Here is a 19,242-nt window from a genome sequence, read left to right on the forward strand (position 1 = left end):
AAGGTATATGAAATGAACAAGTTTATTCCTCTGTCTATTCCTAACTTTGAAGGGAATGAAAGAAAGTACGTAGATGACGCTATTGATCAGGGATGGGTTTCTACCGGGGGTGCGTATATAATCGAATTGGAGAAGAGATTAGCAACATATTTGCACACAGATAATGTTGCGGCATGTCAGTCTGGTACATCTGCTCTTCATCTATCGCTGGTAGAAGCGGGTGTTGTTCCTGGCGATATAGTACTTGTTCCACCGGTAACATTTATCGCTGCAGTCAACCCTGTAAAGTATCAATTTGCTGAACCTGTGTTTATTGATTGTGATGACAGCCTTTGTATGGATCCAATCAAACTACGGCGTTTTTGTGATGAACAGTGCAAGTTTAAAGATGGACAACTGGTCCATGATGGAAAGATAGTTAAAGCGTTAGTGGTCGTTCATGTTTTTGGTAATATGGCCGATATGGAATCTATTATGGATACTGCCGATAAATATAACATCAAGGTTATTGAAGATGCCACTGAGGCACTCGGTACAAGATATACTGAAGGTAGATATGCCGGGAAATATGCCGGAACAATTGGTGATTTCGGTGCATTTTCATTTAATGGCAATAAGATTATTACAACCGGTGGAGGAGGAGCAGTTACAGCTAATAAAAAAGAAGTTGTAGAGCATATCAGATTCCTGTCAACTCAGGCCAAAACGGATCCGCATTATTATATACACGATGAGATTGGCTATAATTATCGTATGACAAATCTTCAAGCTGCTCTTGGTGTGGCTCAAATGGAAGAGTTGCCAGAGTTCGTAGAACGTAAGCACCGAAATTATGATCTGTATTGTGAATTGTTTAGAAATTTTGAACTAGCATATCTTCTGGGATACAGAAAAGGAACTTATTCAAATCAATGGTTCTATTCTTTAGTAATTGATCGTTCTAAAGTTAAAGCAACGATGCGTGCCATAATTACAAAGCTGCAGACAGAGTATGGGATAGAGACAAGAGCGATATGGGGCCTTATTAATGAACAATTACCATATGTTAAAGAAGAGTGTTTTGAGCTAGAGTGTGGACCATATTATTCGGAGAGAGTCCTAAATATACCTTCAAGTACTCAGCTTAAAGAAGATGATATATACTATGCTGCTGAAAAAATTATGGCAGTTCTTAAGGAACTAGAGGAATGATTGATAGTAAAAACCAATTAATCAATGTTATAAATACTAGAGCAAGATAGTATGAGTTGTGCTTGGTGTATTCATGCAATCCATTTTCTTGTAAGAATCCAATGGTGGCTTTTGCAAAAAAGAAAGGGGATAATAGATGAATAATACTATAAACGTTAGATTTACAGCTACAAGAATTTCACCACTGGGATTTTTTATTCTCATTGGTTTATTTGTGACAATTATAGAATATAGCATTGGCATCTTTAGTGAGGATGAAGCACTTACAAACCTGTATGTGATCCAGTTGAGTATAATATTTATAGTGTCATATGCAGAAAGTGTTAGGAGATTAGGTTGGTTGCATTTATTCTCATTACTGCATTTTAGTACCTTTGTATTTATGATAAGTGCAATGATCTTAAGTCTTTTTAATAGTGGGTATTTAATCAGGGAATTTGTAAGTCCTTCCCGCATAACATTTTCTGAGGTAACAGTGCAACATGTTGCTTTAATTTTCTCTGCCTATATAGCAACATGCAACTTAGTGTTTTTTTCAATCTACAAGAATAATCGTTCGGAAATTGATCTGGATCAAATTTGCATAAACAAAGACGGCTATTTGAGTGTTGGACGTACATTGCTAATTATTGGATTGCCATTTTCACTGTACGTAAATTTATATTATCTACTTAACGTTAATAGGGCTGCCGAATATTTAGCAGGAAATAGAGGTGCAATTGGATTGCCATTATGGGCAAGACTGCTTGACACATTGACAATAGTTGGTTTTTTATTAATTGTCGCAAGCAAGCCGCCATACAAAAAATTTGTCTTATACACCATATTGTATTCGATTCCTATGATACCTTTGTTATTATATGGTGAACGTGGCCAACCTCTCATGGTTGTACTGTTTTTCTTTTGGTACCGATATAGATTTTATAACAAAAAAGTAAAATTCGTTTATTTGGTAGTTATTGGGGTTTCTACTATTTTAGTTGCCTATTTTATACAGGAAGTCAGACAAGGAATCATGTTTAGCGGAGGTAATGTTTTTAAATTACTCATTAGCTTCTTCGGAGGAAGTTCAACGACCGTAAAGCTTACATCTTATTATGTTGAATATGCCGATAAACTACCACATAATTATCCATTCTTCCTAGATCAGGCCATATCAGGTTTATTTGGTTTGTTCGGAGAATCATATACCGGGCAAAGTCTTCATACATTAGCAGGAAGGTCTGCGTTAGGGCATCAGCTGACATACTATGTTAATCCGAATTATTATCTTGCCGGAGCTTCCATGGGAACGGCCTGGGTGACTGAATGTTATGAATTTGGATTAATTGGAGTAATGATAGGCGGTGCAGTTCTGGCAAAGTTTTGTCAATTATTAGACACTCGAATTATTTATAGTAGATATTGGTCAGTTTTTATATTTGAGTTTTTTTCTATTATAATATTGAGCCCACGAGGAAGTCTTTTGCCAAGTATTTATTTGCTTCTAAAATACACTATAGTCGTTTTTATTGCGATGGGAGCTTATGATTTGGTAAAGAGTAGGAAAAGACGATAAGAAGTAGTTGTAAAGAGCTAAATGTTATGAGTTTAGCAAATAATTATACCCATACAGCTACTAAGATACAGATAAAAATAATCAAGGAGTAGATGACGAAATGTTGAAAGTAGATGTGATATCATCAATGTCTTTGACATCCGGTATAGGGCCAGTACAAACTATAAAACGCATTATTAATAGCAAGGATTTCTTTAATGAACGCGGCTATGATTTGGGGGTCTTCACTGCTGATAAATTAAATGCCACACTGGAACAAAGCTTTAAGTCAAAAAATACTGTTTTGTTACGTTTAGCCAAGAAAGCCGCAAAATACTTTTCTAGACATACCAAATTCTATGCAAAGAATAGAATAAATAATTTGAATAATGGTTCTAAAAGAATTCTTGATTATTATGATACGCTGGATCGTACTCCGGATATCATAGTTTTTCATGGGTGGCAGGACTGTTATGAGTATCTGATGAATCATAGAAAAGATGGTGTGAAGATTTGTTTGTTTATTCACTCAGATGGTTCACCAGACGGAAATAAAATGATTTTGTCTTACTATCCTAAATTAAAGGGAACAGATGTTGAGAAGGAAATGGACAGGCAGTTGGAATATACATTACAGAATGTAGATGCCATGGCTTGTATTACTAAGATTGAAGAAAAAAATCTATTATCACAATATCCGTTCCTCCAAGGGAAGACAGTTCCTGTTATCAATGGTATATCTGATTTGACTGAGAATCAATTGAAAGAGACAAACAGGATACGATCAGAATGTGCTCAGAAAAAGTATCGATTCATTAGCGTAGGGTCGATGAATGGAAGAAAAGGACACTTGGAAGTTATAGAAGCCTTACATCAAACGAGGCCTAAATTATTAAAAGATATTCAAGTCCTTTTTGTAGGTGATGGACAAGAAAAATCGAGATTAATGTCATTGGTTGAAAAATATGGTTTAACAGATTGTGTAAAATTTGTAGGTGCTGTTCCAAACAATGATGTGTATAAATATCAAGCACAATCAAACATCAGTATTCTAATATCAAAATTGGAGGGACTTCCATTAGCATTGCTTGAAGGATTGCGTAGTGGAACAGCGTTGATTTCAACAAATGTTTCAGGAATTCCTGAAGTGGTGCACAACGGCGAAAATGGCATACTTATTAACTATTCGCAGAAAGAACTGAACGAAGTGTTCAATAATCTTGACAAATACGATTGGGATTCCATGGGAAAAGTTTCCAGAAAGATGTTTGAAGATTATTATAATTTTCCTAGAATGCGTGAAGATTATATAAGGATGCTACAGAAGGCTTTTGGATAATACTATTTATAGCTGGCTATAAAGGCCATAAGATCATATATGCCTTTTATGAGGCTATATGTTGAAAGACATAGAGGGTTTGATTATGGATAATATAGAACAATTTATTGGGAGCAAATCTCTCTCAGTATCCGAAGCTATGCAGCAGATTGACAAAAATGGTTCGGGTATTTTATTCCTTGTAGATGATGAAAAAAAACTTCTTGGGTGCGTAACAGACGGAGATGTACGTCGATTTCTTCTTGGTGGCGGTAGGATGGATGGCCGTGCTCTTGATGCAGCCAACATGCATCCTAGATACGCAAAGACAGTAGAGGAGGCACGAACTCTTTATCACAAAAAGAATTTTATTGTAATACCAATTCTGAACGATGAAGGCATTGTTGTTGATTTGTATAACGGAGAATCAGGTGTTCAAAAAAAACCAAGGAATCCTTTGAATATTCCTGTTGTCATTAACGCAGGAGGAAAAGGAACACGCTTGGATCCGCTTACGAGAGTACTGCCAAAACCATTGATTCCTGTAGGAGAACTTCCAATCATTGAATTGATCATGCAAGAATATCAGAGTTATGCCTGTGATGAGTTTCATATTATTGTTAATTATAAGAAGGAACTGATGAAGGCTTATTTTAATGATAGTGAGAGAAACTATAATATCACCTGGTATGATGAAGAACAGCCACTTGGTACTGGTGGAGGCCTCAGTCTTTTGAAGGGAAAGTTTAATTCCACCTTTTTCTTTGCAAACTGCGATGCACTTCTCACTGCGAATTATGAATCGATGGTGAAGTTTCATAAGGAAAGTGGAAACGTCATAACAATGATCTGCGCTTATAAAAATCTAAATATTCCTTACGGCGTTGTGGAGACGGGGGAGAAGGGCGTTATCGAATCCATGAAAGAAAAACCGCTGGTGTCTTTCCTGACCAACACGGGGATATATATAGTTGAACCTGAAGTTGTAGATGATATGGTTGAAGGGGAATCAATTGGTTTCCCGGATGTAGTTGAAAGACAAAAACAAAAGGGAAGAAAAGTTGCAGCTTTTCCTGTATCTGAAAATGACTGGATGGATATGGGGCAGATTAGCGAACTTGAAAAGATGAGAATTAAACTGTACGGAGAGTAAATTTGATGGAGACAGGAAAAAGGCTGTTGCTGATTGGCGGTGGCGGGCATTGTAAATCGGTTCTGGACTGCGCTTTATCAATGGCTTGTTTTGATGAAATTGGAATAGTTGATCGCGACTTATTAGTATCAGCTTTAGGAATCCACGTGGTCGGAAGTGATGATGACCTTCCAAGATTGAAAAATGAGGGGTGGACAGATGCGTTTGTTTCTGTTGGCAGCATTGGGGATACAAATCTCAGACGTAGATTATATCAAATAATAAAAGATCTGGATTTTGTTATCCCAACTATTATTGATCCTTCAGCTGTTGTTGGTAGAAAAACTGAAATAGGCGAAGGTGTGTTTATTGGCAAACAGGCAGTAATAAATGCGGGATCATCTATAGGTGTTTGTGCCATTATTAATACCGGAGCAATCATTGAGCATGACTGCAGGATTGGGGCATTTTCGCATATAAGTCCAGGTGGAATACTTTGCGGACAAGTTATTGTAGGAGATGATTCTCATATTGGCGCCGGAACAGTTGTCCGTCAAAGTATATCGATAGGTGACAATACTTTGATTGGCGCAGGGAGCGTTGTGATTAAGGATGTTCCGAATAATTCAAAAGCATATGGCAATCCTTGTAAGGTGGTAGTGTAGATGGGTGTGTATATAATAGCCGAAGCGGGTGTAAATCATAATGGAAGTTTTGAATTGGCGTGCAAATTGGTTGATGCTGCAAAAACTGCAGGTGTAGATTGTATTAAATTTCAGACTTTTAAGTCGAAGAATCTAGTATCTCGGAATGCTCAAAAAGCCGATTACCAGAAGAAAACTACAGGAGAGGGTTCTCAAATTGATATGCTAAAAAAAATTGAGTTGTCTTTTGATGAATTTTTAGCATTAAGAGAATACTGTAATGAGGTTGGAATTTGTTTTTTATCTACGCCATTTGATTTTGAGAGTATTGATTTCTTAAATTCCATTGATATGCCGTTCTGGAAAATCCCATCTGGGGAGATTACAAATTATCCTTATTTGGTTGCTCTGGCGAGGACAGGGAAACCTGTGGTTATGTCCACAGGCATGTGTGACATAAAAGAAATTAGAGCTGCAATAAATGTTCTGAACGCAAATGGAACAAAAGAAATAAAACTTCTTCATTGCAATACAGAATATCCAACACCATTTGAGGATGTGAATCTGCGAGCTATGCAGACCATGAGAGAGACATTTAACCTGGAAGTCGGATATTCCGATCATACAAAAGGAATGGAAGTACCTGTTGCTGCGGTTGCATTGGGGGCTACCATAATCGAGAAACACTTTACACTTGACAAAAATATGGAAGGGCCAGATCATAAGGCAAGTCTTGAACCAAACGAATTGGCTGCTATGGTATCCAGTATCAGGAATATAGAGCAGGCACTTGGTAGCGGGGACAAAACCCCGTCGCCATCAGAGAAAAAAAATATTCCTATAGCAAGAAAAAGCATCGTAGCAAAAAAATATATCAAAGCAGGTGAAGAACTAAGTGAGGATAATATTACGGTAAAAAGGCCAGGGTGTGGAATCAGTCCAATGAGATGGCTGGATGTTCTCGGAACAAAAGCAATTCGGGATTTTGAAGAGGATGAATTGATAGAGTTATGAAAAAGATAGCCGTAATAACAGCCACAAGAGCGGAGTACGGGTTATTGGCACCTGTTATTAGAGAACTCCGTAAATATGAGAATACAGATTTTAGAATTGATCTGATTGTAACGGGGACACATTTAAGTGAGAACTACGGAATGACAATCAATGATATTCATGAGCGGATTGACCACAAAATTCCAATCTTGTTGAAGTCAGATACAGAGATAGATATCTCTGAGAATCAGGCGGATACCCTTGTGAAATTTACACATCTGTTTTGTAAGGAGAAATATACAGCAATCCTTATACTTGGAGATCGATACGAAATACTTTCTGTAGCGATTGCTGCCGGTAATACAAGAACTCCAATTTTTCACCTCTGCGGAGGAGATACTACTGAAGGTGCATTGGATGAATGGATTCGTCATTCTATTACAAAAATCAGTTATCTGCATTTTGTTACAAATAAAGAAAGCCAGAAGCGTGTTATCCAGCTTGGAGAGGATCCGAATCGTGTGTTTAACTATGGTTCTACCAGCATAGACAATGTTTTGACTGTTGCAGATATGAGTAAGCTTGAAGTTTTGAAAAGTGTCGGGCTTGAAGATTGTTCTTACGCAGTTTGTACTTATCACCCTGTAACGATGGAAGGCGGTAGTGTTGATAAACAGATAGCGCATTTCTTAGGTGCAATCAAGTCTTTCCCTGAGATTAAGTTCATAGTTACGAAATCAAATGCAGATCAAGGTGGAGCAAGAATAAATGAATTGCTGGACAAAGCAAATGAAGAGATTGATAATATACATGTCTTTTCTTCGCTAGGCGTTAGACGGTATCTATCTTTGATGAGATATGCAGAGTTTGTACTTGGAAATTCTTCTAGCGGCATCATCGAAACTCCGGCATTTCATATTCCTACAGTAAATATTGGTGATAGGCAAAGAGGAAGATTGCAGTCAGAAAGCATTATAAATTGTGGAACTGATAAGGATTCAATTATAAATGCAATTTTAGTTGCTTTATCTGATAAACATCGAGCTGTTTGCAAGGAAGTAATAAGTCCTTACGGTGACGGAAATGCTGCGCAGCAAATAGCAAAAAAAACAATTGAAAAAGTAATAAATGGGAGGATAGATCTCAAGAAGAAGTTCTATGATCTTTAAATTAATATGGGTAATCTGGCAATCATCCCTGCAAGAAGCGGATCAAAAGGGATAAAAGACAAGAATATAAAAGAGTTACACGGAAAGCCGTTAATGGCCTACACAATAGAAGCAGCAATAAATTCGGGGTGCTTCGATGAGATAATGGTATCAACTGATTCCGATAAATACGCTGAAATCGCGAAAAAGTTTGGAGCAAAGGTTCCGTTTTTGAGAAGTAATACAACAGCGACAGATACAGCCAGTACATGGGATATGGTCGAAGAGGTTCTGGGAGAATACCGAAATATAGGTTTACAATTTGATTCTTTTTGCATATTGCAACCAACATCCCCATTGCGGGTAGCCTGTGATATACAGGAAGCATATAGAATATTTGAAAAGAAGGCTAATTTTGCTGTAGTCTCAGTTTGTGAGGCTGAGCATTCGCCTTTGTGGTGTGGACACCTACCAGAAAATCATGAATTCTTAGACTTTATTGATATAGAAAATATAAAACAGCGTCAAGCTGGTGAGAAGTATTATCGGTTAAATGGAGCGATTTATATTGTAGACACAGAACATTTTTATAAAGATCGCTTTTTATATCAAAAAGGGAGTTTTGCATATATTATGCCACAGAGTAGAAGTATCGATATTGACACGGAAATTGATTTTAAACTCGCTGAAATAATTTCGGGGGGGGGACTGGCAACTAATTTATTTAAAGCGTTTTTGCGAAATGTTCAATTGCACAATTCAAGACGTATCTCCGAAAAGGAGGTGTGCATAGCATGAAGATTGTTGTAATTGGACTGGGATCCATGGGAAAAAGAAGGATTCGTTTAATAGAAGAAATATACCCAGAATATGAAATTTTTGGTATTGATGGAAGAGAGGACAGGCGGCAGGAAACTTCGAAGCTGTTTAATATTAAATGTTTTAATTCTACCGAGGAAATAGAAGAAAAAATAGATTGCGTATTTATCTGTACTTCGCCCCTCTCACATGCATCGATTATTGCAGATTGCTTGAATAAAGGGTGGCATGTATTTACAGAACTGAATCTCGTGCCTGATAAGTATAAGGAAAACATGGCGCTTGCGAAGGAGAAAAGATGTACCCTGTTCTTATCGTCTTCTTTCTTTTATCGTGAAGAGATTAAATATATACGTTCTAAAATTGAAGCAGAGAAGAAATGGATCTATATTTATCATATTGGACAGTATCTACCAGATTGGCATCCTTGGGAGAACTATAAGGATTTCTTTATAGGTGATAAAAGAACAAATGGCTGTAGAGAAATCATGGCAATCGAATTGCCGTGGCTGACAAGAACTTTTGGAGATATTGAGTCAGTGAATGTCTTAGCAGACAAGGTAACAGAATTGAATATTGGCTTTGAAGATAACTACATGATTCAGTTTCAACACAAAAATGGCAATAAGGGAACGCTAATCGTAGATGTTGTCTCTCCGGTTGCTGTAAGAAAATTGGAAGTGTATGCGGAGCGGTCCTATCTATGTTGGAATGGAACTCCAGATAGCATTCAAGAATTTAATTTAGAAACGGGTAAATTAGAAAAGGTTGTCTTAACCGAAGAGGCAGAGCATAAAGAAGGGTATAGTGCCTTCATAGTTGAGAACATGTATAAAAATGAAATACGTGAGTTCTTTGATGTTGTACTTAATGGGAGGAAACCCCAGTATGGATTTGAGCAAGATATGGAAATTCTCGAACTGATCGATAGTGTGGGGGCGTGAGATGAATAAATTAAAAGTATGCTTTATTGGCATAGGCTCAATTGCGAGGCGGCATATTAGGAATTTAGAAGCCATCTGTACAGAGCGAGGCATTGGATTACAGATTGACGCTGTTAGAAGAGATGGAAAATGTTCTTCAATTAAATTAATTAATAATATTTACTCCAAAGTGGAACAAGTGCCAGATGATTACGATGTGATTTTTATTACAAATCCGACAGATCAACATCTAGAATCATTGAAAATATACCATACGAAGGGAAGAAATTTTTTTATAGAGAAACCTGTTGTATCGTTAAGACAGTTAGAAGATGCAGAATCTTTCATAACGAGAGATAACGTAATCTACTATGTTGCGGCACCACTTCGTTATAATGCTGTAATCCAATGGATAAAGAAAAATGTAGACACTTCTAATGTCATTTCTGTACGTAGTATTTCTTCCAGCTATCTGCCGGCTTGGAGACCAGGGCAAGACTATAGAGAATCATACAGTGCACATAAAGATATGGGTGGTGGTGTCAGCATTGATTTAATTCATGAATGGGATTATCTTACTTATCTTTTTGGGTGGCCAGAGAAAGTACAAAGTCTGATAGGAAAGAAATCGAATTTAGAAATAGATAGTGATGACTATGCGATTTATATTGCAGAGTTTAATGACAAAATAGCAGAGCTTCATCTAGATTACTTTGGCAGGAAGACGATTCGAGAGATTTTACTGTTGACTAAAGAAGAAAGTATAGTTGGAGATATTGCAAATAATAAGCTCCATTTTTTAGCCAGCGGGGAAGAAATTGATTTTCATGAGGAGCGAGATGACTATCAGAGAAGAGAGTTAATCCATTTCATAGATATGATTTCGGGTATGTGCGAAGTAGAGGATGGGTTCCATCATGGGGTTGATATACTAAAGTTAACACAGGGGATTATACAATGAAAATATTAGTTGATAACTTAGAAAACCTTTTATTACGCCAATTATATAATTACTGGCTGGAAATAGATGAAAATGCTATTTTACGCCACATTCCAGAAGCATTAGATTTGATCGAGAAGAATTATTCGGGGATGCCAAATCGAAGATTATGCGATGGAAAAGAGGTTATATTCTCTCCATATATGAGTGTTCAGTGGATGAATTTCCTTTACAGACTTTCACACGTTCTTTTTTTAAATGGAGAGGACACATCGGCAGATCAAGTTTATTATTTGAATAAAATCATGCACGGCAATGATTGGTTTTATGCGATTGAGCTTCCTGTGCATTTTCACTGCGAACATCCTTTATGTAGTGTGCTTGGAAGAGCTCAGTATGGTGATTATTTCTTTATCTATCAAGGAACAACAGTGGGCGGTAATCGTAAGAAAGGTCAATTATATTATCCTAAAATTGGCGAGAACGTTTTATTATATGCAAATGCTACTGTTTTAGGTGATACTCATATTGGAAACAATGTTATTATTGCCGCTGATACTTTTTTAATAAACGAAATTGTTCCGGATAATTGTATTGTTTTTGGAAAGTCGCCTGATATTAGAATAAAGGTTAAATCGGAAAAAGAAATTAAGGAATATACCCAGCATATTTGGGGGGAGATGGTGATGATGAATATTCTTTTTACAATATGTGGAAGAGCTGGATCTAAAGGATTTAGAAATAAAAATCTAAAAAAAATGAATTCAGTCCCACTTGCGTTTTATACTCTTGCTGCTGTCAAAGGGTATGCCGATAAGCATTCGGAAAATATTATTAGAGTTGCGGTAAATACAGATAGCGAGCCATTAAAGGAACTATTTCAAGCACAAACACAAGTTGAAATAGAATTTGTAGATCGCAAGGAAGAACTTGCAGGTGATGTTGTTCCCAAAGTGGCAGTTATACAAGATACTTATCGTCAGATGAAATCAACAAATCCTGATGTAGTTGTTGATTTAGACATAACATCCCCATATAGAAGAATTTGTGACATTGAAAATATTGTTTCGGGATTCGTATCTGGTGATTATGATATAATCTTTAGCGTGGTTGAATCTAGACGTAGCCCATATTTTAATATGGTAGAAAGGAAACCGAATGGATATTACAAAAAGATATGTAAATCCAATTTTACCGCTAGGCAGCAAGCCCCAAAATGTTATGAATTAAATGCGAGTATTTACGCATATAATCCTTCCTTCTTGGATAGAAGTATTGAAAAGACAATTTTGGATTATAATTGTGGCGTTTCAATAATGCCTGATTATTTGGTGTTAGATATTGATTCAGAAGAAGATTTTGAAATGATGCAATATTTACATGAAGTCTATTGTAAGAGAGATGCAGGATTGAATGAAGTATATCTTATTGCAAAAAAAATATTGCGCTCCATATGAATGATATGATTCATGTGTGGGCTAACTTTAAAAAGTTAGAACATTGAAGAGAAATGGAAAGAGAGGTAAAATTATGCAAATAAATGATGCTTTTAAAGGAAGAACACTGGTAATCACAGGGGGAACAGGTTCATTCGGGTCAACAGTGCTGAAGCATTTCTTGACTACAGATATTGGAGAAATCCGTATCATATCTCGTGATGAGAAGAAACAAGATTGGATGCGGCATACTCTACAAGCTTCTTATCCCGATTATTGTGGAAAAGTTCAATTCTATGTTGGCGATGTTCGTAATATAGATTCAGTTCGTGATGTGATGTTTGGAGCTGATTACGTATTCCATGCCGCGGCGTTGAAAGAGGTTCCTTCTTGTGAATTTTTTCCAATGGAGGCAGTGAGAACAAACATCATTGGTACTGATAATGTGATTACTGCTGCAGTTGAAGCCAAAGTCCGGCGAGTTGTATTCCTTTCAACCGATAAAGCGGCTTATCCGATAAATACAATGGGCATGACTAAAGCTGTAGGCGAAAAGGTGGTCCAGGCCAGAGCACAAAAGGCATATGACAGATCAGGTACAGTTCTTGCTTGTACCCGCTACGGTAATGTTATGTGTTCTCGTGGATCAGTTATTCCTCTCTTTATTGATCAGATTAAGAGAAAAGCACCAATTACTATAACAGATCCTAATATGACACGCTTCCTGATGAATCTGGATGAGGCAGTGGATCTGGTTGCCTTCGCGTTTGAGAATGCGGAACCTGGGGATCTGTTTGTTCAGAAAGCAGATGCATCGACTATTGGAGATTTGGCTGATGGTGTAATGAAAGTGTTCGGAGAAACTGAAAAGAAAATTATTGGATCTCGTCATGGTGAGAAGCTCTATGAGACTTTGGTAACCTGTGAGGAGATGCTGAGAAGCGTGGATATGGGACATTACTATCGTATTGCCCCTGATGCGCGAGGCCTAAATTACGATAAGTTTTATGTTCAGGGCACAGTCCACACTGAAGGCGATGAGGCTTACACGAGCTATAACACAAATCGTCTCGATGTTGATGGTGTGGTAAAAAAAATCATGGGTACAGACTACGTGAAAGAAGAGTTGGAAGGACGTCCTCATGCTGTTGAAGCTTGACAGAAATCTTATAATAGAGAATACATACCCCTTATAGGTGGGTGGGAAGAAGGAAAAAACTATGCAATATCCAAATTGGAAAAAGAATGGAAAGATTAAGTTAATGATAATTGTTGGCACACGCCCGGAGATCATCAGACTTGCCGCAGTTATAAAGAAGTGTAGGAAATATTTCGATACGATTCTGGTTCATACCGGCCAGAATTATGATTATAGTCTGAATGGGGTGTTCTTTAAGGATCTTGGTCTTGCGGATCCAGAATTGTATCTGGATGCTGTCGGAGCCAATCTTGGAGAAACGATGGGTAACATCATTGCAGCGTCTTATAAAGCCATGGTAGAGCTTAAGCCGGAGGCTGTGCTTGTTCTGGGCGATACAAATTCCTGTCTTTCTGTAATAGGAGCTAAGCGTCTTCATATTCCTATTTTCCACATGGAAGCAGGAAATAGGTGTAAAGATGAATGCCTTCCGGAAGAAACAAATCGAAGAATAGTAGATATAATTTCCGATGTAAATCTGGCATATTCTGAACATGCAAGACGGTATCTCGCTGACTGTGGACTTCCGAAGGAAAGAACCTATGTCACCGGATCTCCGATGGCTGAAGTGTTGACGGAGAATCTGGATGCAATAAAAGTTTCTGATGTGCATCAGAGATTAGGTTTGAAAAAAGGAAAGTACATTCTTTTATCGGCTCATAGAGAAGAGAATATTGATACAGAAAAGAACTTTACCAGTCTCTTTACTGCGATCAATAAGATGGCAGAAAAATATGATATGCCTATTCTGTACTCATGCCATCCTAGATCAAGGAAGAGGTTGGAGGCTTCAGGGTTTAAATTAGATCCGAGAGTAATACAGCATGAGCCGCTGGGATTCCATGACTATAACTGTCTGCAGATGAATGCATTTGCGGTTGTATCTGATTCCGGCACACTTCCGGAGGAGAGTAGCTTTTTTACTTCAATAGGAAATCCAATCGCGGCTGTTTGCATTAGGACATCTACAGAGCGTCCGGAGGCCTTAGATAAGGCATGTTTTATCCTGTCTGGTATAGATACCAAAGGTTTACTTCAGGCAGTCGATACAGCGGTTGAAATGGTTAAAGATGAAAAGAATGGCGGTGCCATTCCGGTGCAGGATTATACAGATACCAATGTGTCAGATAAGGTTGTTAAGATTATTCAATCATACGTTGGTGTTGTGAATAAGATGGTTTGGAGAAAGGACGTATAGGGAGGTGTGTAATGAATATACTTGTGACGGGTGCCAAGGGCATGGTGGGTACTGCTCTTGTAAATAATCTTAAGAATATTAGGGATGGAAAGAATCAGACCAGACCGGAAATTAAGATTGATGAGATATATGAATATGATCTGAATTCAACTAGAGAAGAGTTAGAAAAGTATTGCGAGAAAGCAGACTTTGTTTTTAATCTTGCAGGCGTAAATAGACCGGAGGACCCGGAAGATTTCATGAAGGGAAATTTCGGATTCGCGAGCGATTTGTTGAATACGCTTAAGGCTAATGGAAATAAAGTAACTATCATGTTGAGCTCTTCTATACAGGCGACACTTTCAGGTCGTTTTGGAGATTCTGAATATGGTCGTAGTAAGAAAGCTGGTGAGGATCTGTTCTTTGATTATGCAGAAGAGACTGGTGCTAAGGTGGCAGTTTACCGTTTTCCTAATTTAATGGGGCATTCTAGACCAAAGTATAATTCGGCAGTATCTACTTTCTGTTGGGCGGTAGCAAATGATGAATCTTTTACGGTCAATGATCGTAGTACAGAACTGGAGCTTCTGTATATTGATGATCTTGTAGAGGGGATGTTTGATCTTCTGGAAGGGAAGGAGCAGCATTGTGAGTTTGATGGGGTGGAGACCGTAATTAAGGAAGATGGAAAATATTGCTGCGTTCCTGTGACTCATAAGGTGACTTTGGGAGAAATTGTAGATCTTCTGGAACAGTTCAAGGCTCAACCGAGCACATTGATGATGCCGAAGATGCCGGAAGGATCCTTTGCAAAGAAATTGTATAGCCTCTATTTAACATACCTTCCCAAAGAAAAATTCAAGTATGCAATGAAGATGAGCATAGATGATCGCGGTTCATTTACAGAATTAGTACATATGGAAGATTGCGGACAGGTATCCATTAATATCAGCAAGCCTGGCATTACAAAGGGCCAGCATTGGCATAATTCCAAGTGGGAACTTTTTATAGTAGTGGCTGGGCATGGGCTTATCCAGGAAAGAAATATAAATACTGGAGAAATAGTAGAATTTGAAGTTTCAGGGGATAAGATCGAAGCTGTACATATGATTCCAGGTTGGACGCACAACATTATCAATTTGTCTGATACGGAAAATCTGGTAACTGTAATGACTTGTAATGAAATCTTTAATCCGGATAGACCCGACACCTATTACGAGCCGGTTTGATATGCCTCTTGTGTGATTGAGACCGTTTCAAGTTTTGTGTAAACTCAAAAAAACTGATATAAGATATGTTATTAGTTACTCTAGGCAGAGCCATTTGGCGCTTACGGAACACAAGATTCAAAAAGCGCAGGAGCAGGTAAGTAAAACAAAGAAGCAGTACGATGCGGCTTTGGCTGCGCTGAGCGATCTGTTGGATAAAAAGGAAGCCATCCAGAGAAATGAGCTGGTAAAAGCCATAATGAAGAGCGACAGGACATAAATGACGCCGGATTCCGGAAAGAATATGAATCTTTACAACCGGAATTAATCAGGCTGATATCAGTAAATTGGAGAATGGTACAAGAAATCCATCTTTAAGATTATTAAAAAAACTGGCAGATGGAAAGGGAATGCAGTTACAGATATCATTTGTGCCTAAACGGGCAGCAAAATAGATTGCGCTGATCCTGTCCAGCTGGTTTTTGTGAAGTTATTATCTCATGGAGTGAGGAAACTAGCACGGTACTAGTGATTTACTGCGTACAATCAGATAATATACCCGATTGACATATACATGTAAATCGGGTATAATTTAATTATGATAAAGAGCTTTGCAGATAAAGAAACAGAGAAGATTTATCACCAGATCTTTTCTAAAAAGCTTCCACAGTCGATACAACGAGTCGCATTACGAAAACTGATCATGATAGATAATGCAGGATGTTTGGAGGATCTGCGTGTGCCGCCGGGGAATCGTCTGGAGCCTTTACAGGGTGAACGGGCGGGACAATACAGCATTAGAATCAATGACCAGTATCGGGTGTGTTTCAATGTTGAAGGAAATGATTACTTTAACGTTGAAATCGTTGATTACCATTAAAGGAAGTCAGACATACTGTTAAGAAATACCTTATAGTTTGAGCAGAGAGGAGGTTTCCGATGACTGATTATATTAATGTTCCTACAATAGGTGAGATTTTACAGGAAGAATTTATGGAGCCGATGAGCATTTCGGCGTATAAGCTGGCGAAGGAAATCCATGTTCCGGTGTCAAGGATTCAGGATATTTTGCATAATCGCAGAAAGATTACTGCGGATACATCCTTGCGGCTGGCTAAGTTTTTTGGGGTTTCTGATAAGTACTTTTTGGATATGCAAAATGATATTGATATTAGGAAGCTGAAGGTGAGTCTGGCAGATGATATCGCTAAAATCAGAGATTGCGAGGTCGTATATTCTTCGGCTGCAGAGCCGCCTGATTATGTAAGATAGAGCCTCAGGATTTTTTATCAGGGGGCTGTCAGGAAATAGATAGTCTTAAACAGGGGCAGGGTACACGGTAAATCCCCAGTACCGTGTACCTTGAGGATTGGGAAATCCGCAGGAATATTTGGCGCTTACTTTGCTTAAAAAAATGGAACGTAATTGATATTCAAATTACTTTTGACGCACAGATTTGGAATAATGTCCGCATATAGTTATTTCGATTTTCAAAACTGTATGGTATAATAATTGCGTACATTATTTATTTTTTGCGTGCGGAAAGTTGGTGTCTGCTTGAGTAAAAAAGAAATTTTAAAAACGGTAATTGAAAATAACGGCGGCATTGCAAAAACTTCAGATTTTGCCGCTAACGGGATAAATAAATACGAGGTAGCGGCTTTTTGTAAAGAAGGAGTCATTGAAAGAATTCGCAGAGGATTTTATCAGCTCCCCCAAAGTAAAAGTATTACAGAAGAGCAGCTTATACGGGAGCTTCTTCCACAGGGAATTATTTGTGTGGAGTCCGCTTTGTTTCACTACGGATATAGTGATTTTTCCCCCCGTGAATGGTCGATTGCTGTGCCGAGAACAGCATCCCGTGTAGTAAAGAACATAGAAGAATTTCCGATGAAAGCTTACTATATTCAAAAGGAATTTTTAGATATAGGTAAGTCCACAAGCAATTTTAACGGTGTAATATTGCCTGTATATGACCGTGAACGAACAATATGCGATTGTTTTAAGTACCGCACAAAACTTGACAACGAAATTTTTAATAAGGCTGTCAATGTCTATGCTGCTGATGAAAAAAAGAACCTTGCAAATTTGTCTAAATACGCAAAGGAAATGAAGCTTTATACAAAGGTTATGAATGTAATGGAGGTACTGCTTAATGGCTGATATTGCTGCATCTGTGCTTGCACGACTGAAAAATAAGGCAGCCGAAAGTGGAAGAAGTTATCAGCTTTGTCTGCAGCTCTTTTGCCAAGAGGAATTTCTGCGCCGTTTGGAAAAATCCAAATATGCAGAGAATCTTGTGTTGAAAGGCGGCTTGTTTATCTACTCTCTTACTGACTTTGACAGCCGAGTGACGGTTGATGTGGACTTTTTGCTCCGCCAAATGCCAAATACGCCGGAACAGTTAAAAACCATGTTGGAGGAAATTATTGCAACACCTGCCGGAAATGACTTTATCACTTTTGAGATTAAAGATGTTGCTCCTATTGCTGTTGCCAAAAAGTATGCAGGAATCGGCGCATCGGTGGTCGCCCGCATTAAAAACACCAAAACACCGTTCAGTATTGATTTCGGTGTGGGGGATATCATCGTACCGAAACAGGAAAAACGAAAAATCCCGACACAGCTTTCCGACTTTGACGCTCCAACGGTAAATACATACTCCCTTGAAACGACTATTGCCGAGAAGATTGACGCAATCCTCAGCCTGATGGAATTTTCAAGCCGAATGAAGGATTATTACGATATTTACTATCTTGCCAATAAATTTGATTTTGACGGCATAACGCTGGCGGAAGCTATGAAAAAGACCTTTGATAATCGTGGGCATAGCTTTACTGTTGAACAATTTGAGCAGGTAATGAGATTTGACGATGACGCCGCAATGCAAAAGAAATGGAAAGCCTTTGTCCGTAAAATTGATACTAAAACGGATGATTACAGCACCGTACTGAAAACAATAAAAGCATTTCTTACAGAATCGTTTGTGGCTGTGGTGGCTGAAAAAGAATTTGCTAAAAAGTGGTCTGGACAAGACAAGGTATGGAGGGAGAACTAATGGCAGGAAATATAAAAGCAGAAGAAGCAATGAAGGAATTAACGCTAATACTGTTATACCTCTCCAGATTTGCGCAGGGAGAGAAGTTTCACGAAGCAACCGATTTTTATGCGTGGAAAGGCTATGATTTCGATATACTGAACGAGCTGGATGATGCGGACTATATCCGTCAGGGGAAACATCCATCCCGTTCCAAGTCGGTATATATTACGGAAAGCGGCATGGAACTGGCAAAAAAGCTTTTATCCAAGTACGGCATAAACGATTGGAAACAGGGGTAAAAATCGAAACAATCGTGTGATGAATCCGATCCGCCTTTGCAGGCACTGCACGAAAGCATTTGCCGCAAGCCGGATCTGTTCCGCCATCGGAACACGGGTTTTGCGAGTATCTGCCATAACCTATCCTCCATAATTGCAGTAAAATAGTCTAAATATCTATCGACTACAATTATTATAGATAAAACTCGGAGATCAGAAAATCTGCGGGAATATTTGATGCTTACGAAATGACAGGCGGG

20 protein-coding genes and 1 pseudogene are annotated in these 19,242 nt (G+C 38.2%); all 21 read left to right on the plus strand.

The genetic code is table 11. The features are described from left to right. Positions 1 to 12: 12 nt before the first annotated feature. The 21 genes and pseudogenes from BQ7367_RS06735 (at position 13) to BQ7367_RS06835 (ending at position 19,003) form a co-directional block, all read left to right on the plus strand. Positions 13 to 1,191 carry a LegC family aminotransferase gene (locus tag BQ7367_RS06735; RefSeq protein WP_072524745.1) on the plus strand — a complete coding sequence of 393 codons (1,179 nt, stop codon included), beginning with the start codon at positions 13 to 15 and terminating at the stop codon, positions 1,189 to 1,191. A gap of 136 nt (positions 1,192 to 1,327) precedes the next feature. Then, a complete protein-coding gene (gene wzy, locus BQ7367_RS06740) occupies positions 1,328 to 2,749 on the plus strand; it encodes an O-antigen polysaccharide polymerase Wzy (RefSeq protein ID WP_072524746.1) in 1,422 nt (473 codons plus the stop codon). Between the two features lie 100 nt (positions 2,750 to 2,849). Next, the gene (locus BQ7367_RS06745) at positions 2,850 to 4,067 is read left to right on the plus strand and encodes a glycosyltransferase family 4 protein (protein WP_072524747.1); all 1,218 of its coding nucleotides are present in this window, start codon (positions 2,850 to 2,852) and stop codon (positions 4,065 to 4,067) included. A gap of 85 nt (positions 4,068 to 4,152) precedes the next feature. After that, a complete protein-coding gene (locus BQ7367_RS06750; RefSeq protein WP_072526119.1) occupies positions 4,153 to 5,199 on the plus strand; it encodes a sugar phosphate nucleotidyltransferase in 1,047 nt (348 codons plus the stop codon). A 5-nt stretch (positions 5,200 to 5,204) separates the two neighbouring features. After that, positions 5,205 to 5,843, plus strand: coding sequence for an acetyltransferase (locus BQ7367_RS06755; RefSeq protein ID WP_072524748.1), 639 nt, complete (start codon positions 5,205 to 5,207; stop codon positions 5,841 to 5,843). Then, the gene (neuB, locus tag BQ7367_RS06760; protein WP_072524749.1) at positions 5,844 to 6,836 is read left to right on the plus strand and encodes an N-acetylneuraminate synthase; all 993 of its coding nucleotides are present in this window, start codon (positions 5,844 to 5,846) and stop codon (positions 6,834 to 6,836) included. Then, positions 6,833 to 7,984, plus strand: coding sequence for a UDP-N-acetylglucosamine 2-epimerase (neuC, locus tag BQ7367_RS06765; protein ID WP_072524750.1), 1,152 nt, complete (start codon positions 6,833 to 6,835; stop codon positions 7,982 to 7,984). The genes neuB and neuC overlap by 4 nt, the downstream gene beginning before the upstream one ends. A gap of 6 nt (positions 7,985 to 7,990) precedes the next feature. Further along, positions 7,991 to 8,761 (plus strand): acylneuraminate cytidylyltransferase family protein, encoded by a 771-nt coding sequence (locus tag BQ7367_RS06770; protein ID WP_072524751.1) that lies wholly within the window; start codon positions 7,991 to 7,993, stop codon positions 8,759 to 8,761. Next, positions 8,758 to 9,726 (plus strand): Gfo/Idh/MocA family protein, encoded by a 969-nt coding sequence (locus tag BQ7367_RS06775; RefSeq protein WP_072524752.1) that lies wholly within the window; start codon positions 8,758 to 8,760, stop codon positions 9,724 to 9,726. Before BQ7367_RS06770 ends, BQ7367_RS06775 begins: the two co-directional genes overlap by 4 nt. A gap of 1 nt (position 9,727) precedes the next feature. Further along, positions 9,728 to 10,666, plus strand: a complete 939-nt coding sequence (locus BQ7367_RS06780) for a Gfo/Idh/MocA family protein (RefSeq protein ID WP_072524753.1) — start codon at positions 9,728 to 9,730, stop codon at positions 10,664 to 10,666. After that, positions 10,663 to 12,102, plus strand: coding sequence for a cytidylyltransferase domain-containing protein (locus BQ7367_RS14235; RefSeq protein WP_083588897.1), 1,440 nt, complete (start codon positions 10,663 to 10,665; stop codon positions 12,100 to 12,102). The genes BQ7367_RS06780 and BQ7367_RS14235 overlap by 4 nt, the downstream gene beginning before the upstream one ends. Before the next feature lie 73 nt (positions 12,103 to 12,175). Continuing rightward, positions 12,176 to 13,240, plus strand: a complete 1,065-nt coding sequence (locus BQ7367_RS06795; protein ID WP_072524754.1) for a polysaccharide biosynthesis protein — start codon at positions 12,176 to 12,178, stop codon at positions 13,238 to 13,240. A gap of 61 nt (positions 13,241 to 13,301) precedes the next feature. Beyond that, positions 13,302 to 14,477: a non-hydrolyzing UDP-N-acetylglucosamine 2-epimerase gene (gene wecB / locus BQ7367_RS06800; protein ID WP_072524755.1), complete on the plus strand. Its 1,176-nt coding sequence runs from the start codon at positions 13,302 to 13,304 to the stop codon at positions 14,475 to 14,477. Between the two features lie 11 nt (positions 14,478 to 14,488). Beyond that, positions 14,489 to 15,685 carry a polysaccharide biosynthesis C-terminal domain-containing protein gene (locus tag BQ7367_RS06805; protein ID WP_072524756.1) on the plus strand — a complete coding sequence of 399 codons (1,197 nt, stop codon included), beginning with the start codon at positions 14,489 to 14,491 and terminating at the stop codon, positions 15,683 to 15,685. Positions 15,686 to 15,779: 94 nt separating this feature from the next. After that, positions 15,780 to 15,944 (plus strand): hypothetical protein, encoded by a 165-nt coding sequence (locus BQ7367_RS14440; protein WP_159431632.1) that lies wholly within the window; start codon positions 15,780 to 15,782, stop codon positions 15,942 to 15,944. A gap of 37 nt (positions 15,945 to 15,981) precedes the next feature. After that, positions 15,982 to 16,119 (plus strand): annotated as a pseudogene (locus tag BQ7367_RS14330) (helix-turn-helix domain-containing protein); the annotation flags it as partial. Positions 16,120 to 16,262: 143 nt separating this feature from the next. Next, positions 16,263 to 16,544 (plus strand): type II toxin-antitoxin system RelE/ParE family toxin, encoded by a 282-nt coding sequence (locus BQ7367_RS06815; protein ID WP_072524757.1) that lies wholly within the window; start codon positions 16,263 to 16,265, stop codon positions 16,542 to 16,544. Positions 16,545 to 16,603: 59 nt separating this feature from the next. Further along, complete coding sequence (locus tag BQ7367_RS06820) at positions 16,604 to 16,936, plus strand: HigA family addiction module antitoxin (protein ID WP_072524758.1); 333 nt, start codon at positions 16,604 to 16,606, stop codon at positions 16,934 to 16,936. Positions 16,937 to 17,221: 285 nt separating this feature from the next. Beyond that, positions 17,222 to 17,827 (plus strand): type IV toxin-antitoxin system AbiEi family antitoxin domain-containing protein, encoded by a 606-nt coding sequence (locus BQ7367_RS06825; protein ID WP_072524759.1) that lies wholly within the window; start codon positions 17,222 to 17,224, stop codon positions 17,825 to 17,827. Further along, positions 17,820 to 18,722, plus strand: a complete 903-nt coding sequence (locus BQ7367_RS06830) for a nucleotidyl transferase AbiEii/AbiGii toxin family protein (RefSeq protein WP_072524760.1) — start codon at positions 17,820 to 17,822, stop codon at positions 18,720 to 18,722. The genes BQ7367_RS06825 and BQ7367_RS06830 overlap by 8 nt, the downstream gene beginning before the upstream one ends. Continuing rightward, positions 18,722 to 19,003 (plus strand): DUF6429 family protein, encoded by a 282-nt coding sequence (locus BQ7367_RS06835; RefSeq protein ID WP_072524761.1) that lies wholly within the window; start codon positions 18,722 to 18,724, stop codon positions 19,001 to 19,003. Before BQ7367_RS06830 ends, BQ7367_RS06835 begins: the two co-directional genes overlap by 1 nt. The last annotated feature ends 239 nt before the right edge of the window (positions 19,004 to 19,242 follow it).

Source organism: Clostridium sp. Marseille-P3244 (genome assembly GCF_900120155.1).
Taxonomy (GTDB): Bacteria; Bacillota; Clostridia; order Lachnospirales; family Lachnospiraceae; genus Mediterraneibacter.

Excerpts from the sequence above, each read along its gene's own strand:
- BQ7367_RS06805 (WP_072524756.1), top strand. The coding sequence starts at position 14,489 with ATGAATATACTTGTGACGGGTGCCAAGGGCATGGTGGGTACTGCTCTT.
- BQ7367_RS06835 (WP_072524761.1), top strand. The coding sequence starts at position 18,722 with ATGGCAGGAAATATAAAAGCAGAAGAAGCAATGAAGGAATTAACGCTA.
- BQ7367_RS06780 (WP_072524753.1), top strand. The coding sequence starts at position 9,728 with ATGAATAAATTAAAAGTATGCTTTATTGGCATAGGCTCAATTGCGAGG.
- BQ7367_RS06745 (WP_072524747.1), top strand. The coding sequence starts at position 2,850 with ATGTTGAAAGTAGATGTGATATCATCAATGTCTTTGACATCCGGTATA.
- wecB (WP_072524755.1), top strand. The coding sequence starts at position 13,302 with ATGCAATATCCAAATTGGAAAAAGAATGGAAAGATTAAGTTAATGATA.
- BQ7367_RS06820 (WP_072524758.1), top strand. The coding sequence starts at position 16,604 with ATGACTGATTATATTAATGTTCCTACAATAGGTGAGATTTTACAGGAA.
- BQ7367_RS06815 (WP_072524757.1), top strand. The coding sequence starts at position 16,263 with ATGATAAAGAGCTTTGCAGATAAAGAAACAGAGAAGATTTATCACCAG.
- BQ7367_RS14235 (WP_083588897.1), top strand. The coding sequence starts at position 10,663 with ATGAAAATATTAGTTGATAACTTAGAAAACCTTTTATTACGCCAATTA.
- BQ7367_RS06775 (WP_072524752.1), top strand. The coding sequence starts at position 8,758 with ATGAAGATTGTTGTAATTGGACTGGGATCCATGGGAAAAAGAAGGATT.
- BQ7367_RS06770 (WP_072524751.1), top strand. The coding sequence starts at position 7,991 with ATGGGTAATCTGGCAATCATCCCTGCAAGAAGCGGATCAAAAGGGATA.
- neuB (WP_072524749.1), top strand. The coding sequence starts at position 5,844 with ATGGGTGTGTATATAATAGCCGAAGCGGGTGTAAATCATAATGGAAGT.
- neuC (WP_072524750.1), top strand. The coding sequence starts at position 6,833 with ATGAAAAAGATAGCCGTAATAACAGCCACAAGAGCGGAGTACGGGTTA.
- BQ7367_RS06755 (WP_072524748.1), top strand. The coding sequence starts at position 5,205 with ATGGAGACAGGAAAAAGGCTGTTGCTGATTGGCGGTGGCGGGCATTGT.
- BQ7367_RS06735 (WP_072524745.1), top strand. The coding sequence starts at position 13 with ATGAACAAGTTTATTCCTCTGTCTATTCCTAACTTTGAAGGGAATGAA.
- BQ7367_RS06830 (WP_072524760.1), top strand. The coding sequence starts at position 17,820 with ATGGCTGATATTGCTGCATCTGTGCTTGCACGACTGAAAAATAAGGCA.
- BQ7367_RS06750 (WP_072526119.1), top strand. The coding sequence starts at position 4,153 with ATGGATAATATAGAACAATTTATTGGGAGCAAATCTCTCTCAGTATCC.
- BQ7367_RS06795 (WP_072524754.1), top strand. The coding sequence starts at position 12,176 with ATGCAAATAAATGATGCTTTTAAAGGAAGAACACTGGTAATCACAGGG.
- wzy (WP_072524746.1), top strand. The coding sequence starts at position 1,328 with ATGAATAATACTATAAACGTTAGATTTACAGCTACAAGAATTTCACCA.